Genomic DNA, 18,550 nt, shown 5'->3' with positions numbered 1-18,550 from the left:
AGTAAAGGTGGATAAAGAGAAGAGCAGTAAAAAAATACTCCTATGCTGTGCGGCAGGAATGTCTTCAAGCATCATGGTAAAATCACTCAGAGAAGAGGTTAATCATTTAGGTCTTGATTTTTTAATTTCATCGGTTGATGTTGGGCGGGTACAAGAATATATTCATTTAGTCGACTATGTACTGATTGCTCCACAAATTGATTTTGAATATCAAAGAATTAAGGCAATGGCGAAACCATATGATGTAACTGTCATGCTAATTAATGACAATGATTATGGGCATATGCATGGAAAGCAACTTCTTTTTCAAATCCAAAATATTAATCGAAAATATAAGGAGGAAGAAGAAATGGGAAAATTATCTCAATGGTTAGAGAAGTATTTATTACCGTTTGCAAGCAAATTAGGTAGTAATAAAGTTTTAAAAATAATTCGTGATGGAATGTCGGCAACAGTAGCGCTTTTAATCTTAGGAAGTATATCAATACTGCTAACAAACTTTCCACATGAAGGAATTGCGAATTTCTTAGCACCAAGTAATGATTTTTTTAATACGATTTATGCATTCACATCAGGGATGATGGGGTTAATTACAACAGCTACAATTGCATATTATGCAAGTATAGAATATAAGACAATCTCAATTACAAGTGTTGTGACAGCGGTTGTAGGATTTCTAATTACACAAAGTTCGATTGTTGAAGGATGGCCAGTTTTAAATGTTGATGGCTTAGGTGTATCGGGTTTAATGACAGGTATTTTGGTCGCGATTATTAGTGTAAAAATCCTACAACTATTCCAAGAACACAAGATTGCTATTCGAATGCCTGAAGGCGTGCCAGAGGCGATTACAGAGTCATTCTTATCCTTGTTGCCAGCCATTGTAATTTTAGGTGGATTTACTTTGATTAGTGTTGTTTTTGGATTTAATTTGAATGATAACATTATGCTATTATTATCACCACTTTCAAAATTCTTAAATACATTACCAGGTTATGTTATCTATCATATGTTATGTGCTATGGTTTTCTTCTTAGGTATTAACTCAGCAGTGGTTATTGGAGTATTCCAAGCATTCTTAACATCAAACTCATTAGCGAACGAAGCGGCATATGCAGCAGGAAAAACAGTTGAATTTGTCGCAACCAATTCGGTCGATACGATGATTTGGGCAGGTGGTACAGGAGCAACAATCGGCCTAGTATTACTGATGGCATTCACAGCAAAAAGTAAAATGTTTAAGACATTGGGAAGAATGTCACTGGGGCCTGGAATCTTCAACATTAACGAACCAATTATCTTTGGTACGCCAATAGCTTTTAATCCAATTTTCTTATTACCTTTTGTCTTAACACCAGGATTAATTGCAGGAGTAACGTATATTCTTATGACTAACAATATAATATCAATGCCAATTATTGGTAACGTTCCTTGGACTATTCCACCTGTATTTGTCGGCTATGCGATGAGTGGTGGCGATATTCCTACAACGGTATGGTCAGGACTTATTGTTGTTATTTCAGTTGTAATTTATTACCCATTCTTTAGAATTATGGATAAACAAATGTTAGAACAAGAACAAGAAGCATAAAATAAAAGGAGAAAAAAATTGAAGAAAAAATTGTCAGTTTTATTACTATTCGTTTTACTCATTACAGGATGTACAGCAACAAAAGAAGAGACAAAGAGTGATGAATTTACGGTATATTTAGTGCGCCATGGCAAGACGTTTTTTAACACGACAGGACAAGTTCAAGGGTTTGCAGATTCTCCATTAACAGAAGCGGGAATCGAAGGTGCAAAAAAAGCCGGTGTTGCCTTGAAGGATATTGAATTTGAATCTGTTTATACAGGAGATTTAGGTCGCCAGCGAAATACAGCACGAATCATAATCGAAGAGAACAATAAAAAAGAAGTACCTTTCAATGAACATATAGGATTCCAAGAATGGAACTATGGTGGCTTTGAAGGTAAAACCAATGCCGAAATGTGGACACCTATTATGGAAAAGCATGGTTTCACATTTGATGAAGATTGGACTGACTACGAAGCATTGATGGCTAAAATTGGTGATCGTGGAGCCGCAGATGAAATTGCTGCTTTAGATCCTTTAAAAGCTGCGGAAAGTTACGATGAAATTGTTGAAAGAGGAACAGACGCACTTGATACACTAGTTAAAGAATCGAAAGGCGGAAATATTTTAGTTGTTTCTTCAGGTGGGATGATCCCGACAATGATGGAGATTGCATTGCCAGGTGTTTACAATGGTGAAATTATTGAAAACTCTAGTATCACGATTCTAAAATATTCAAATGGAAAATATTCAATCGAATCAATCAATGACATTCGTCATTTAGACTAGAATGGTGAGAAAGTATGATGAAAAAAGAAAAGTTTCCAATAAATTTCTATTGGGGCGGAAGTATCGCCGCTCATCAATGTGAAGGTGCTTGGAATCATGATGGTAAAGGTCCTGGTATCATGGATTTCGCGACTCAAGGATCTGTCGATACTCCTCGATCATTCACCTCAAACATTGACTTGAATAAAGTTTATCCTTCCCATACGGGCATTGATTTTTATCATCGCTATGAAGAAGACATTAGATTATTTGCTGAAATGGGATTTACGGCGCTTAGAATTTCTGTGGATTGGTCAAGAATTTATCCGAATGGTGATGATGAATACCCCAACCAAGCTGGGATCAACTATTACCAAAATTTGGTTGACTGCTTAATAAAAAATAATATTGAGCCAATTGTAACGTTATATCATTTTGAATTACCGAAAGCATTAGTTGATAAGTATAACTCATGGACAGATAGAATCTTAATTGATCTTTATTTGAAATTTGCTGAAACAATGTTTGAAGCCTTAAAGGGTAAGGTCAAGTACTGGGTAACATTTAATGAAATGAATCACATTGATCCCCAAACAGATGCATCGGATATTTTCACGTATATGATTGCGGGATTAAAATATAGTGATATGGAAAATCCAAAACAAACCTTAGCGCAAATAGGGTATAATATGACACTTGCAGGCGTAAAGGCTTGCGCTTTGGGTCGAACAATTGACCAAACGAATCAGATAGGCTGTGTGTTTGGTTTAACACCTGTTTATCCCATTAATTCTGATCCACAAACAGCCTTGGATGCTCTTCATGCAACGGATCGTGATTACTATCAAATTGATGCAATGTGTAAAGGCGAATTCCCTCAATATAAACTCAAAGAATATGAACGCTTTGGAATAAAAATTGAGCAGGAAACTGAAGATTTAAATGCATTTAAGGAAGGAACACTCGACTTTATTGGTTTGAACTATTACAGTTCTAGTGTCATGAAGCCCAAAGGTGATGATCATGATAAAACCTTGTTTACAGGTTATCAAAATCCCTTATTGGAAAAGAGTCAATGGGGTTGGGCAATTGATCCCATCGGCTTAAGATACTCCGTTAACCATACCTATCGTAAATATAATTTACCAATCATGATTACTGAGAATGGATTAGGAGAAGTCGACATGTTAGAAGAAGACAAAACAGTCCATGATCAGTATCGAATTGACTACTTAGAAAAACATTTAAAGGAACTAAAAAAATGTATAATAGACGATGGTATTCCGGTTATTGGATATTTAACATGGGGACCCATTGATCTTGTCAGCGCGACCACAGGTGAAATGAAGAAAAGATATGGATTTATTTATGTGGACAAAAATGATGATGGATCGGGTAACTATAAGCGATATCGAAAAGATTCTTTTTATTGGTATAAAGATATCATCCACACCCGTGGAGAAGAATTATAAAGTATATGAAAATAGACAGACTTTATTCAAAAAAGTTTGTCTATTTTCATGTGTTTTAAAGTTCAACTATTGATAGTAACATTGTGATTTGAATCTATTTTTCGTTTAACGTCAGGTGGGCAAAGATTGGTTGTCTAAAAGCATAATTAGATATAGAAACTTGATGGGTATCAATTACTTTGGTGTTTATTCCAATTATACTAGTGGTAGAAAAGAAGGTGAAAATATGACAAAAATGATGATGAAGCATGGTGATTATTTCATGTATATCAATGGAACGATGGTTATACTATCGTTCGTACTTAGTATTGTATTAAAAGAATCTAGATTGACAGAAATTGCTTTGCTAATAGCAGGTTTGATTGGTGTTTTACCAGTGTTTTATAAAGCAATCAGTGCCATAAAGCTAAAGATTGTCAGTATAGAGTTACTCGTTAGTATTGCAGTATTTGGTGCTTTTTATATAAAAAATTATGAAGAAGCAGCAATCGTAACGTTTTTATTTCTCTTTGGCTCATACTTAGAACAAAAAACAATCAAAAAGACTAGAAATTCAATTAAAGATTTAGTTAGTATGATGCCAGATGTAGCTTTGAGGAAAATAAACCATGATGAATTCGAAGAAATAGATCTTGATGAGATTAATATTAATGATATTCTTCTTATTAAAACGGGAATGAAAATACCAGTTGATGGTCATGTTATAAGTGGAGAAGGGTATGTTAGTGAAGCGAATATTACAGGAGAACCTTATCCACGATGGGTTGAACAAAATGAGCAAATTTATGCTGGAACTATGTTAGATAATGGAACATTACAAATGCTTGCAACAAAAGTTGGAGAAGATACTGTGTTTGGAAAAATTATTGAATTAGTAGAAGATGCACAGGATAGAAAAAGTAAACTTGAACGATTTATTGATCAATTTTCAAGATACTACACCCCTCTAATACTACTATTATCACTTATTTATTATCTGTTGAGTCGTGATATTGAGACCACAATAACAATCTTAGTTCTTGGATGTCCTGGAGCATTAGTTATTGGAGTTCCTATTTCAAATGTATCTGGTATTGGAAATGGAGCATCCCATGGTGTCTTATTAAAAGGAAGTGAAATAATACAAACCTTCAGTAAGACATCGGTGATAGCTTTTGATAAAACAGGTACATTAACAACAGGTCGTCCTCAGGTCCACAATGTTTTTAATTATTCGAATGAATATGTTGAGATTTTAGATTACGTCGGAAGTATTGAACAAGAATCAAATCATCCTATAGCAAAAGCTATTTTAGACTATATTGGTGAATTTAATTCATTGAAGGTATCGAATACTAGTGTTCACAAAGGTTTAGGAATTGAGGCAAATGTAAAGAAACTTAGGATTTTGGTAGGAAACACAGCTCTTATGGAACAAGAAAATGTTGAGTGGAGTGCAGAAGTAGAAAAAGATATAAAAGAAAGTGAAGCAAAAGGATTTTCTATAGCCTGTGTTGCGGTACACAGTAAGATTCAAATGGTATTTATAGTTCAAGATGCACTTAAAAAAAATATTGCTGATGAAATAAAACAATTAAAAAAATTAGGAATCGACAGATTTGTAATATTATCAGGGGACAATTCAGATTCTGTACAGATCATTGCTAACGAATTGGAAATCAAAGAGGCTTATGGTGGTTTAATGCCCGAAGATAAAGCCAAGTTCATTAACAATCTGCAGGAAAAAGGTGAAGTAGTAACTTTTATTGGTGATGGAATCAACGACAGTCCTTCGATTGTGAGTGCAGATATCGGTATAGCAGTGGGTAATGGTACTGATGTTGCCATTGAAACTTCTGATATTGTGTTATTAGATGAAAATATTTCTTTTGCTTATGGATTAAGTAAAGCGACACGAAATAATATGATTCAAAATATTGTTATTTCAATTATTGTTGTATTATTTTTAGTGATAAATTTATTTGTTAGTGATTGGATGAATATGTCTATTGGAATGTTGCTTCATGAAGGAAGTATTTTGTTGGTGATATTGAATGCTATACGTCTAAAAAAATATAGATTATAATAAAAAGGAGAAAGTATGAAAAAATATTTTGAAACAAATAAAGAAATATTAGATCTTTATACCAATGCATTGACTAAAGCTCATGCAAAAAATCATCCAGAAGTGATCGAGTTACGTCATTTATTTAAGGAATTAGAAAGAAATATAGATGATGAAGAACAATTTTTAAAAACTCTTGATACAATAAATTTTTCGACAAATAATTTTAAAGTACCGGAAGATGTATGTGATACGTATAAAAAAACATATCAGATGTTAGAACAACTATATAAAAAAGGAGAAAATAAATGAAAAAACTCACCTTACAATTAGAAGAACTAGTCTGTCCTACTTGTGTTCAAAAAATAGAAGCAGCCGTCAATAAGCAAACAGGCGTGATTAAAGATAAAACTACTGTAAAATTTAATGCAAGTAAATTAATAACTGAATTTGATGCATCAATGACAACACCAGAAAAGATTGTTGATGCGATTGAAAACGTAGGTTTTGAAGTGAAAAAGGTCAATGTAAGATGAAAGAATGTTGTCATGATTCAATCATGTGTGTTTCTTCTGTAGATTTATTCAATCACCTTTCACAAGAAGATTTAAAAATAATTAATAGTTTGATTAAGCATCGAAATTATAAAAAAGGCGAAACAATTTTTTCACCTGATGATAATTCTAACCTTCTTGTCGTAGAAAGTGGAAAAATGAAAGTATATCAACTTTCAAAAAATGGCAATGAACAACTTTTAAGAATAGTAGAAAATGGAAACTACGAGGGTGAAAATCAACTATTTGGAGTAGAGAATGAAAATAGATATGGTAAAGCATTAGACGATACAAATTTATGTATCATAAACCAAGACGATTTCAAAAAAATATTAATCCAACATCCTAAAATTGCCTTGAAAATGTTAGAAGATAACGCAAAAAAATTGCAGGAACTTGAACAGCAAACATATTTCTTAACAACTGAAAAAGTTGAAGAAAGATTAAATACGTATCTAATAAATTTAAGTAAGTTAAATAACAGCCAAAAATTCAAGTTACCTTTAATGATGAAAGAATTGGCGGAGTTTTTGGGAACAACACCAGAAACATTGTCGAGAAAGTTTAAAAAAATTGAAGATGAAGGATTGATTTATAGAAAAAATAATATGATTACATTGTTAAAATACGATGAATAATGTTAGTGATATGTTAATAGAATGTATATATTGTGAAAAAATGTGTTAGAAGTTATCTAAAATTCACATTGTTCGTTGACAACGCTTTCATGGGTTGTTATTATAGTGTTAAGCATGTAACTGGAGACAGGCATTAGCTCAAAAAATCTTTTTTTTGGGCTTTTCTTTTACTCAGATTAGCCCACTCATATCGTTAAAAGGAGGCTAATATGAGAGAAAAGTTACAAACATACGGAAAGGCAATGTTAGTTCCAATTGCACTGGTTGCACTTGGTGGGTTGCTTTTAGGTTTAGGGGGAGCATTTACAAATGAAATGACTGTATCTGCCCTTGGTATTAATTGGAGTACCTATGAAAATGGTGCTATCTTTACATTCTTCTTAATTTTGAAAGGGCTAGGAGATGTTATTTTTGGAAACCTTTCAGTACTTTATGCAGTTGGGGTTGCATTCTCACTTGCTAAAAATGAAAAAGGATGGGCAGCATTTTCAGCCTTAGTTGCATGGTTAGCAATGCAAGCAACAATCCAAACATTCTTAAAACAAGCTGGTTTAAGTGCAGCGACACAAACTGTTCAAGGGTTAATTGATGCAGGGGTTGATCCTATTGAAGCGTCAAAACAAGCTGCGTTATTTACAACTGAACTTGGGTTCTTCACATACCGTACCGGTGTCTTTGGTGGTATTGCAGTAGGAACAATCATTTCAATTATTCATCAAAAATTCTATCGTACGAAATTACCGATGGTCTTATCATTCTTCTCAGGAACACGTACCGTTCCAATCTTATCATTACTAGCAGGGGGAGCTTTAGGGATTTTCTTTAACTTCTCATGGCCATTGATTGGTTCATTATTTGGAAGTTTTGCACAATTTGTTCATGATAGTGGTTTAGCGGGTACATTTATTTATCGTTTAGTTGTGGAATCACTCATTCCATTTGGTCTACACCCACTCTTGTCATTGCCAATGCGTTGGACAGAACTTGGTGGAAGCATGGTTGTTGATGGCGTATTGGTTACAGGTAATGCAGCAATTCAATTAGCACAACTTGCATCACCAACACCAGACAAATTATTAGTCAGAGCATTTATGGGAGGCTCAGGAATTGTTAACTTTGCAATATTCCCAGGAGCCGCATTTGCTATTTATAAAACAGCGAAACCAGAAAACAAGAAAAAAGTTGCTGGACTTCTTATTCCAACAATTCTATCAACAACATTATTTGGGATTACAGAGCCAATCTTGTTTACGTTCTTGTTTGTTGCACCTTGGTTATATTTCCTAGTTCATGTTCCATTAGCAGCACTTGCTGAAATGTTATCAGAATTCTTTAAAGTATCAATTTATCAGGGAAATCTTAAAGACTGGATACCATTCTTCTTAAGACCTGAAAAACTAAATATGAAACCATACCTATTCTTATTCCCACTCTTTTTCATAGCAACTTACTTCATCTTTAAATTCTTAATTGAAAAATTCCAAGTCCAAACACCTGGACGTGAAGAAGGTTTAGAAAGTGAAGAAGACATTAAATTATATTCTAAGAAAGATTATGAAGAACAACAAAAAGAAATTAAAGAATTAAGTAAAAAAGACGCGGATCAAGCTCTAGCTCAAGGCATTATTGAAGCATTGGGTGGAGCAGAAAACATTGTTGATGTGGATAATTGCATTTCACGTTTACGTGTTGTTGTTAAAGATGCAGAAAAAGTTGGCCCTGATTATTTATGGAAAAACTCACTCGAAGCAATGGGTGTCATTCGTCTAGACAATGCAGTTCAAATTATTTACGGTGCTCATGTTGCATCAGTCAGTGCAGATGTTCGCTTTGAATTAGGGCTGTAATATGAAATTTTCAGGTGATTTTAATGTTAATGAACACTATGAATATTTTGAATTTATTTGGAATCAAACGACAAGCCCTAAACTCTTACGTTTAGAACTTGTCGAGGTTCCGTTCGAACATGTTTTAATTCATCTAAGAAATCCTCATAAGGAATTAGTGGCCCAATTCACCATGAAAACACGTCAAAAATATCTTTACTTTGGCGAGTTAACGGCGATGTTAAGCAATGGTGCAACAAGAACAGAAATTGTTGAAGGAGCATGGGTTTTAGAAATTATTAAACCATACCAAGTGGGTGGTCGATTTGAAATCAATATTGAAGAAGCTAACACAGCTCCTAGCCACGCAAACACATCAATTTACACTCAAGACTTTTCTAAAGTATGGAATACATTAAGTCGATATTATCAAGGTGATATCCATTTACACTCTGATTCATCAGATGGTCGAATAACTTATGAGAAAATTGCGAAAGAATTTGAACGAAGTGGTTTGGATTACTTATCACACACGGAACATTCAATTGCAACAACGCATTATCCTAATATTCAGGCTCCAATTATTCCAGGTGTTGAGATTACGTTTGATAACTTTGGGCATTACAATGTCTACGGTTATAACGGAATCATTGATTATCAACCCTATTTTATTAAGAATGACACAAAATCGGATGTTTTAAATGATTTATTTAAGCATTTGAGTAAGGAAGGTCATCCAATTAGTATTAATCATCCATTTGCTAAAGGGATTGATCTTCAACATCATATTGATATGCAATACATAACCCATCTTGAGGTTATCAATTCACCTCATTTGTGGGAAGTGGAAACAGATAATCACAAAGCTCTTTTATTTTTCGACTTTTTATGGAAAAATAGAATTTGTCTTATAGGGGTTGGTGGTAGCGATGCTCATAAAGAAAATTACTATAACAAATACCCAATTGGTTACCCTACAACATCGATTCATTGTGATGGTTTATCCGTCAACAATCTCTATGATGGTTTAAAACAAGGGAAAATCATTGTGACATGTTATGACGATGTAGAATTTGAATATAAATCATCAAGTGGTAAGATTGTTCATCCATTAACACGTGTTGATGAAGGACTTTATACGATGATGGGTCGATCAAAAACACCAATTCAGTGGAAGGTCATTGTCGATGGAAAAATAGTTCATACCCATGAATCTTGTTCCTTAACACATGACATTGATTTAAAATCAAATAGTTATGTTCGAGTGGAAGGCCATCGTGAGAGTGATATTATCCTCTTTACCAATCCAATCATGACATTCACAAAAGAAGCCAATCAATCAATTGATTTCCTAAAATTGGTTGAAGAATTTGAAAAAGAACTAGATTAGCGAGGAAAAAGCATGAACAATAAATACACAATTATAAGAGTACTAAACCACAATTCCGTGATGTGTAGTCATAACACAAGTCAACAGAAAAGAATTTTGTTTCACAAAGGAATTGGTTTCCGTAGAAATATTGGCGAGGAAATAACATTGCCTGAAACCATTGAAAAAAACTTACTTGTGCTTGAAGGTGACGAAGCAGAAACGTATCATTCGATTTTAAAAAGAGCAAAAGATGAGAAGCTAATTCAAGCGGTTCAAGAAATTGTTGAAAAAGCAAATGAAGTCTTTGATCAAGCCATTAATCCCAATTTAAACATAACTCTACTTGATCACTTGATCTTCGCAATTGAGCGTTTGGAACAAGGTATAAACATCACGTATCCATTTATGAACGAATTAAAAATTTATTACAAAGAAGAGTTTGAATTTGCTGGTTGGGTTTTAAAGTACCTTAATGAAAACACTGATTTATCATTTCCAAAAGATGAATTAAGTTTTATTGTGCTTCATGTTCATGCATCCTTAACAAAAAAAGGTGTATCTGAAGTCTTGGAGTTTAATCAAATTAATTATGAAGTCCGAATGATTATAGAACGAGAAATCGGTCAAAAAATAGAGATTAGTTCGCGTTATTATATGCGATTTGTCAATCATCTAGAATTTGCAATTCGTCGTTCGGTTCAACAAATTCCTGTACAAAATAATTTGAATGCTTCAATTGCTTCACTTGCACCCCAAGAATACCTAATTGCAACGATGGTTGCAGACCATATATCAAAGATTTATCACATCAAACTCGAAGAAAGTGAAGTGGGATATTTAGCACTTCACATTCATTCGATGATTCAAAATAATTACAAGGTGGAAGTTATTGACTATTAAATTATGAAATGTTTACATTTTTATCCATGGAATATTTTGTCTACTACAATTACAAAAGTTGGGAATTGTTTGCTGATTTGTAAGAGGTTACAATCTAAGTGTGATTAGTTAATCATTAGTGGAGGCCTTTATGAATATAGAAGAAACAAGTTTTGGAATTATTTCATATGCAGGTGATGCATTCGCAACATTACGTACAGCAATACAAGCTGCAAGACGTAAAGATTACGAATCTTCAGTTGTCTTGATGAAGGAGGCTCAAGCCTCAATTCTTGAAGCACAACGCATCAACAAGGTGCTGATGGAAATTCCAGATATTAATAACCAACTGTCTTTACTTGTTATCCATGCGCAGGATACATTGATGAATACAGTTATGTTTGAATCAATTGCGGAAGAGTTAATTGAAGGGTATAAAGAAAGAGAGTAGATCATTCATGGACTTTAAAAGACTTAATATTTTGCTTTGTTGTAATTTAGGGGCGTCAACAGGCGTCATGGTAACAAAGATGCGAGAAATCGCAGCAGGCAGTACAGCACTCAAGGATGTTGATGTTTTAATAGAAGCACATCCTGCAAGTGATATTAAAGAATACATCGATCACTTTGATGTTGTCCTGATCGGACCACAAATCAAACATCGATTCTTAGATTTAAAAGAAATTTGTGATGAGCGTGGAAAGCCCATTGAGGTCATTGATACCAAAGATTATGGAACAGTTAATGGCGCCAATATCCTTAAACAAGCGATTTATTTACGAATAAATCAAACGGAGGCAAACTAAGATGACATCGAAAAACTTAATGACAAAAACTGTTGATATGTTGGAAGTTCATCTGGGTCCTATTGCTTCAAAGATTGAAAAACAACGTCATATTCAATCCATTAAGAATGGAATGATGGCACTTATATCAGTCTTGATGGTAGGATCATTTACGCTCGTTATTTCAGCAATTGGACAATTATTTCCTGCTGGTGGAGCGATTCATAATTTCTTTGTTAACAATGCGGAAATTCTTAATTTACCCTTTAATTTTACTTTTGGGTTACTGGCATTATACAGTGCAATTTCAATCTCATATAATCATTCAAGAACGTTGAATGTTCCCATTACTCATGGGATTATTGGGGCAGTTATTGCAACGATGATCTTAAACGTTAAGATTGTGGATGGTGTGATGGATACGCAATACTTAGATTCACGTGGATTATTTGTTTCAATTATTGCTTCGATTACATCCGTTGAAATTATGAGTTTCTTTATTAAACATAAATTTACGATGCGATTTGAAGGTTTACCAGAAATGATTTCTCAAACCTTTGAATCAATTGTTCCAATGATTACAGTCTTATTATTAGCATTAGGACTTAATTTAGCGGTTGGAGCGTTGACTGGTGGTCAAATTGTTCCTGAAGCATTTACATCTGTATTAGCACCCTCTTTAGGAAGTATTGATACTGTGTGGGCAGTGATCATCATCTCATTTTTAGAAATGTTATTTTGGTTTATTGGATTAAATGGCTATGCAATCCTCATCGGATTTGTTATGCCGTTTATGACTCAATACTTAGCTGCAAATGCCGCAGCATATCAAGCTGGACAAGCGATTCCACATGTCTTTGCGCCAACATATTGGGACTACTTTATGGGAGCGACAGGAAGTGGAATCACAGGGGCTCTTGTTATTTTAGCGATTATGAGTAAACGTAAAGATTTAAAGGCGATTGGAAAAGCATCATTTGTTCCAATGATCTTCACAATTTCTGAACCCGTTGTGTTCGGGTTGCCGATTGCATTTAATCCTTACCTATTTATTCCATTTGTATTTGGAGTTCCTTTATTATCAGCATTATCATTTATGGTATTTAAATGGGGAATAGTTCGACCACCTGTCGTGCATGTTGGTGGTGTTCCTGTAGTTTTAGCGCAATATTTAACGACAATGGATTGGCGAGCAATTGTACTGTTCTTTGTAATTATCGGTTTAGCAATCTTAATGTATTACCCATTCTTTAAGATGTATGAACGTAGTTTGGATGTTAAAGATTCAGTTGAAAAAACAGATAGAGATAAAGAAATAGAAGCATTAAACTTAGACTTTTAATAATCAAACAAAGTTGAGGTTACTGCCTTAACTTTGTTACTTTTAAGGAGATATATTATGAAAATTATCATTTCAAAGAATCATGCAGCTTCCTCACAAGCAGCATGCAATAAAATTGTGGAAATAATTAACGAAAAACCCGATGCAGTTTTATGTTTTGCAGGCGGAGAAACTCCACTCGAAATATTCCAAAACCTCATAAAAATGAAGAATAATGATGACATTGATTTATCATCAGTTCATTTTGTTTCACTCGATGAGTGGGGTGGTTTAGGATATGACACAAAAGGAAGTACAAATCAAACATTATATGATGCACTTTACACTCCTTTAGGCATAGACTTAGAGAATAATGTGCACTTTTTTGATGGTAAGGCTACTGATTTACAAGCCGAATCACAGCGTATTTTAACGATTGTGAAAGAGCTTGGTGGTATTGATATATCACTATTAGGAATTGGCATGAATGGTCATCTTGGTTTTAATGAACCAGGAGCAGATTTAGAACTTGAAGCCGGTATTATTCCTTTAGATCCAGTGACCAAAGAAGTCGGCAAGAAATATTTTGACACAGAATTGGATTTAAAAGTAGGAATTACCTTAGGATTAAAGACATTGTTAGCATCGAAGCACGTGATATTAATTGCGAATGCTGAAAAGAAAGCAGAAATTATCAAAGCAACTGTTGAAGGTGAAGTATCAAATGCAGTGCCTTCAAGTTTAGTTAGAAATCATGCATCAGGTTATCTCTATATTGATAAAGGTGCAGCAAAGCTATTAGGAGGGCATCATGAGAACAATTAAAGTAGAAGGTTTAAAAGATAATAAAATTATAGATATTGAATTATCACAAATTATGATGGGATCAGGAGATTTTTTAAGAAAAGATAACATGGATGTAGCAGCTCCCATCTTAGATGAATTTATTGCAAATGGCGGCACAACATTTGATACAGCGCGTCATTATCGTCACAGTGAGTTAGCACTTGGCACATGGATGAAAGAAAAAAACAACCGTGATAACGTCGTTATCTTTACAAAAGGATGTCATCCAGTTCGTGAGTTTCCAGATACACCACGTGTCAATCCAACTGCAATCCGTGAAGATATTGAAAAGAGTTTGGAAATGCTTGGAACTGATCATGTAGAATTATTTGCTTTACATCGTGATGATATCACTCAAGAGGTAGGCCCAATAATGGAAGCATTGAACGAAATGATTCAAGAAGGTAAAGTTTATGCAATTGGGACATCTAACTGGGAGACAGATCGCATTATTGAAGCAAATAATTATGCGAAAGAAAAAGGCTTAAGACCGTTCACATTTAATAGTCCAAACCTTAGTTTAGCTGAAGTCAATAAACCACGTTGGCCAGGATGTGTTACAGCCGATCAGACAATGATTGACTTCCATAAAGAAACACAGATGCCACTATTATCATGGTCATCACAAGCAGGTGGATTCTTCTCAGGCGCCTTCGCACCAGACAAGTTAGAAAATGAAGAAATGGTTGATGTCTTCTATAATGACAACAACTGGAAACGTTTCGATCGTGCTGTGGAAATGGCTGAAAAGAAAAATGTATCACCCATTCAAATTTCATTGTCATTCGTTTTGAATCAAAAATTCCCAACAGCTGCAGCCATTGGGTCAGAACGTATTGAAGAATTACGATCATCAATCGAGGGTGCGAAAATAGAACTAAATGAAGCAGACGTAAACTATTTAAATTTGGAGGATTAATATGACAGCTAAAATTGCATTACAACTCTACTCACTTAGAAAAGAAATTGAAAAAGATTTAGAAGGAACGTTGAAACAGGTTGCTGAAATGGGTTTTAAATATGTACAAGTCGATGGTATGCGTGGTAATGACATGTATGAATTTGCGAATCTACTAAAAAAATATGAACTTGAAGTTGTTGGATTACACATCAAACATGATCGATTCTTCAACGATCTTGATGGAATATTAGAAGAAGCTTACGTCTTTAACTGTAAAGTTCTTTATGACAAGTACATTGAAGATGAAGATCAAACTACAGACGGTTACATTAAGACAAAAGAAGCATTAATAGAAGCTGCTTCAAAGTTATCAACACTTGGTTTTTCAATTGGATTACATTGTCCAGAATATGACTACAACAATACAATTAATGGTCGTAAAGTTATGCAGTATATTACGGATCCCGTCAATGGAATCGGTATTTATGCAGAACCAGATACTTATTGGATGAGCATTGCTGGTCATGATCCATTAAAAGAAATGCACTATTTCTCAGGTAGAATGCCAATTGTTCATATGAAAGATTGCATCACGAGTTTAGATCCCAATGATTTTGAAAATAATCTTGTCGCTTGTGGTGATGGAGATGTTGATTTTAAAGCTATTATTGATTTTGGAAAAGAACATGGTGTTGAGTATTTCTGTATTGAACAAGATTACAGTAAAATTGGGATGTTTAATAGCATTGAACGTAGTTTAAATCATTTGAAAACATTACTTTAAGGAGCGTAAAACATGTACGTAAGTTCAAGAGTCATCGTGTTGGCTGAGTTTCTAAAAAATAAGCAACAGATAAAAGTACAAGATGTTTTAAATCGTTTAGATATTAGTGATCGTATCTTACGGTATGATCTAGACAATTTAAACTATGTTTTAAAAGCGTACAATATTCCAGAAATTACACGAGAAAAAGCTGGAGAACTTACGATACCATCTCAATACAATGAAACGGATGTCCTTGGAATTTTACAAGCTTTGAATAAGTATACTAAACTTGAAAGAATGGATTATGTTAAAACACGCTTATTGATAGAACGTCATGTTAATTTGACGTTGTTGTCAAAAGAGATGGAGGTTAGTCGTACCTCGATTCGTTCTGATTTAACAGACGTAATAAAAAATTTAGATGAACGATTATCAGTTGTGGAAAATAGCATTGTTGCTGATGAATTGGTGATACGAAATGTTCAACTTCATGAAATCTCGGCAGCCTTGTTAATGAGTCAGAATCAATTAAAAACAACAAGTATATTAAATCCAACCAATGATTATTTATCCTCACAATTATTGGATATTGATCAAGTAGAATTGTATGAGTTATTTCAAGAAATCTCGGCTCAATTTCAAAATGACAATACGAATTATTATGAATCAATTCGGGTCATTGTTTTGATTGCTTATTTGGCTAAAATAAATAATCATACGATAGAAAGTAAACAAACGATTAGAGATCAAGCGTTGTATAACGTGATTGCGAGTTATGTTGATCGATTGAATAAGATATTAGGTGTTAGTTTGGATAAACAAGACATTATTTGGATATCAAATCAGTCGGTAGGAATTCTTGGTAATGAGTCGAGTAGTATTATTGTGGAACGCTGGGTTGATATTGTTCTAATAATTAATCATATTATCAAAGAAGTCTCAGAGGCTAGCGGCTATGATCTAACCCAAGATGATCGTCTTTTAGAAGGTTTATTGAATCATATTAGACCGACAATTTATCGGATGTTGAGAGGTATTAATAACGATGTCGATATTGTGTTAAGTGAAAGTGATTCAGTAAAAAAATATTTGGATATTGTCAGGGATTCGCTCTTAAAGCTAGACTTTATTGATGCTGAACTCATCACAGATACTGAAGTTTATTTGATAACCTTACACGTCCTTGCAGGTATTGAGAGGATGCGAAGCAAAACGATTCAGGCGAAGCGAATTATTCTTGTTTGTGGTGGAGGATTTGGAACGTCTCAAATTATGAATCAAACTCTCAAACAAGATTACAATGTTGAGATTGTCGCTTTAGTGGCCTCACAACGACTTCATGATATGCAAGTCAAAGATTTAGATGCAATTGTGACAACGGTTAATTTAAATCGTCAGGACTATCAAGGCATTCCGATTATTCAGGTTTCACCGTTGATGACTGATGACGATCATGTCTTATTATCGGCACATTTTGAAGGCTATCGACAAATAAATGATCAGTTAGAAGAAAAAGTACAAATAATACATGACCAATTAGACCATCAAACGATGAATCGAAGTTCACGTTCTTTAAAAGAATATTTAGATTTTAAGGCAATTGCTGTGGTTAAGAGCGTACCAACTTGGCAAAAAGCCGTTAAAATGAGTGGAGAATTGTTAGTTGATCAAGGGATTGTAACGTATGACTATGTGGACGAGATTGTTGAAATTGGTGAACAATATGATGGTCATTATGTTATCGGAAATGGGATTGTTTTACCGCATGGAGATATCGATGCCTCCATCCTTAAACCCAGTGTGAGTGTTGTTTTTGTTAAAGAAGCCACTAAATTTCCTTACAATCGTGAAGGACGTTTATTTTTCTTTATTGCAGCCAAAACATCGAAAGATCACTTGCATAGTATTGCAGATGTTCATCGCTTAAGTCATGATCTAAACTTTATTAAAGGTCTTGATGAGATTGATACACAAGAATCATTATGGAATCATTTACATAAGTTTTTAAAGGAGTAATTAATGAAAGCAAGAATTGAAAAAAATAGACCCATTGTTGTTACGATGGGTGAAGAAATGGAATACACTGGTTTACAAATCGTGAAATTAGAAGAAAAACAAAGTTATACTGTGAATGCTCTGGATAATACAGAACAATGTGTAGTCTTATTATATGGTTATGGCGATGTTGCTGTTGGCAATAATCCATTAGAACATATTGGAAATCGAGACACTGTTTTTGCAGAGGTGGCTCCCTATGCGATCTATTTAGGACTTGGTGATCAATTAACATTTACTGCTACTACATCTGTCGAATTAGCAATCTGTACCTCCCCATCATCAAAAGAAATGCCAAGTCGAATTATTAAGCCAGAAACAATGAGTGTTGAACACCGTGGCTATGGTCAAATACAAAGAACAGCAAAAAACATTCTTCCTGAAACTGAACCAGCAGAAAGTTTATTAGTGGTTGAAGTCATCACAAAGGGTGGAAATTGGTCAAGTTTCCCATCCCATCGTCATGATGAAGATGATCTACCAAACCAATCTTATTTAGAAGAAATATACTACCATAAGTTAAACCCTCAAGAAGGAGGATTTGCTTTACAACGTGTATACAATGATGACAAATCTGTGGATGAAGTCTTTGTTGTAGAGCATGATAGTGCTGTCTTAGTTAAAGAAGGGTATCACCCAGTTGCGGTTCCTCCAGGCTATGATCTATATTATTTAAACGTTATGGCTGGACCAACAAGAACATGGAAATTCTATAACGACCCATATTTTGAACATTTAATTAAATAAAAA

Annotated in this window: 18 protein-coding genes; all 18 read left to right on the top strand. The window is 34.1% G+C overall.

What is annotated here, in order from left to right; all coding sequences use genetic code 11:
• Positions 1-7: 7 nt before the first annotated feature.
• Positions 8-1,591, top strand: a complete 1,584-nt coding sequence (locus tag GVV10_RS05025) for a PTS transporter subunit EIIC (RefSeq protein ID WP_236261866.1) — start codon at positions 8-10, stop codon at positions 1,589-1,591.
• Positions 1,592-1,609: 18 nt separating this feature from the next.
• Entirely contained in the window at positions 1,610-2,362 is a 753-nt protein-coding gene (locus tag GVV10_RS05020) for a histidine phosphatase family protein (protein WP_159520229.1), read from the top strand.
• 14 nt (positions 2,363-2,376) lie between these two features.
• Positions 2,377-3,813: a glycoside hydrolase family 1 protein gene (locus GVV10_RS05015; RefSeq protein ID WP_201289994.1), complete on the top strand. Its 1,437-nt coding sequence runs from the start codon at positions 2,377-2,379 to the stop codon at positions 3,811-3,813.
• A gap of 226 nt (positions 3,814-4,039) precedes the next feature.
• Entirely contained in the window at positions 4,040-5,878 is a 1,839-nt protein-coding gene (locus GVV10_RS05010; RefSeq protein ID WP_159520227.1) for a heavy metal translocating P-type ATPase, read from the top strand.
• Positions 5,879-5,893: 15 nt separating this feature from the next.
• A complete protein-coding gene (locus tag GVV10_RS05005; protein WP_159520224.1) occupies positions 5,894-6,169 on the top strand; it encodes an iron-sulfur cluster repair di-iron protein, ric in 276 nt (91 codons plus the stop codon).
• The gene (locus tag GVV10_RS05000; RefSeq protein WP_159520222.1) at positions 6,166-6,393 is read left to right on the top strand and encodes a heavy-metal-associated domain-containing protein; all 228 of its coding nucleotides are present in this window, start codon (positions 6,166-6,168) and stop codon (positions 6,391-6,393) included. The genes GVV10_RS05005 and GVV10_RS05000 overlap by 4 nt, the downstream gene beginning before the upstream one ends.
• Positions 6,390-7,049 (top strand): Crp/Fnr family transcriptional regulator, encoded by a 660-nt coding sequence (locus GVV10_RS04995; RefSeq protein ID WP_159520220.1) that lies wholly within the window; start codon positions 6,390-6,392, stop codon positions 7,047-7,049. Before GVV10_RS05000 ends, GVV10_RS04995 begins: the two co-directional genes overlap by 4 nt.
• A 209-nt stretch (positions 7,050-7,258) precedes the next feature.
• Positions 7,259-8,896 carry a PTS transporter subunit EIIC gene (locus tag GVV10_RS04990; RefSeq protein ID WP_159520218.1) on the top strand — a complete coding sequence of 546 codons (1,638 nt, stop codon included), beginning with the start codon at positions 7,259-7,261 and terminating at the stop codon, positions 8,894-8,896.
• Between the two features lies 1 nt (position 8,897).
• Positions 8,898-10,265 carry a CehA/McbA family metallohydrolase gene (locus tag GVV10_RS04985; RefSeq protein WP_159520216.1) on the top strand — a complete coding sequence of 456 codons (1,368 nt, stop codon included), beginning with the start codon at positions 8,898-8,900 and terminating at the stop codon, positions 10,263-10,265.
• 12 nt (positions 10,266-10,277) lie between these two features.
• Positions 10,278-11,147 carry a PRD domain-containing protein gene (locus GVV10_RS04980; protein WP_268892250.1) on the top strand — a complete coding sequence of 290 codons (870 nt, stop codon included), beginning with the start codon at positions 10,278-10,280 and terminating at the stop codon, positions 11,145-11,147.
• 130 nt (positions 11,148-11,277) lie between these two features.
• Positions 11,278-11,577 carry a PTS lactose/cellobiose transporter subunit IIA gene (locus tag GVV10_RS04975; protein WP_159520212.1) on the top strand — a complete coding sequence of 100 codons (300 nt, stop codon included), beginning with the start codon at positions 11,278-11,280 and terminating at the stop codon, positions 11,575-11,577.
• Positions 11,578-11,584: 7 nt separating this feature from the next.
• Positions 11,585-11,932, top strand: a complete 348-nt coding sequence (locus GVV10_RS04970) for a PTS sugar transporter subunit IIB (protein WP_159520210.1) — start codon at positions 11,585-11,587, stop codon at positions 11,930-11,932.
• A 1-nt stretch (position 11,933) separates the two neighbouring features.
• Positions 11,934-13,253: a PTS sugar transporter subunit IIC gene (locus GVV10_RS04965; RefSeq protein WP_159520207.1), complete on the top strand. Its 1,320-nt coding sequence runs from the start codon at positions 11,934-11,936 to the stop codon at positions 13,251-13,253.
• Between the two features lie 57 nt (positions 13,254-13,310).
• Positions 13,311-14,057, top strand: a complete 747-nt coding sequence (locus GVV10_RS04960; protein WP_159520205.1) for a 6-phosphogluconolactonase — start codon at positions 13,311-13,313, stop codon at positions 14,055-14,057.
• Complete coding sequence (locus tag GVV10_RS04955; protein WP_159520203.1) at positions 14,044-14,997, top strand: aldo/keto reductase; 954 nt, start codon at positions 14,044-14,046, stop codon at positions 14,995-14,997. The genes GVV10_RS04960 and GVV10_RS04955 overlap by 14 nt, the downstream gene beginning before the upstream one ends.
• Position 14,998: 1 nt before the next feature.
• On the top strand, positions 14,999-15,763 hold the full coding sequence (locus GVV10_RS04950) for a sugar phosphate isomerase/epimerase family protein (RefSeq protein ID WP_236261865.1): 765 nt from the start codon (positions 14,999-15,001) through the stop codon (positions 15,761-15,763).
• 12 nt (positions 15,764-15,775) lie between these two features.
• Positions 15,776-17,761 (top strand): BglG family transcription antiterminator, encoded by a 1,986-nt coding sequence (locus tag GVV10_RS04945; RefSeq protein ID WP_159520201.1) that lies wholly within the window; start codon positions 15,776-15,778, stop codon positions 17,759-17,761.
• Positions 17,762-17,764: 3 nt separating this feature from the next.
• Positions 17,765-18,547, top strand: coding sequence for a 5-deoxy-glucuronate isomerase (gene iolB / locus GVV10_RS04940; RefSeq protein WP_159520199.1), 783 nt, complete (start codon positions 17,765-17,767; stop codon positions 18,545-18,547).
• Positions 18,548-18,550: the final 3 nt, after the last annotated feature.

The organism is Erysipelothrix urinaevulpis, assembly GCF_009828835.1.
GTDB lineage: Bacteria > Bacillota_I > Bacilli_A > Erysipelotrichales > Erysipelotrichaceae > Erysipelothrix > Erysipelothrix urinaevulpis.
Note: the sequence above shows the minus strand (reverse complement) of the source record. Positions and strands in the feature narration are given on the sequence as shown.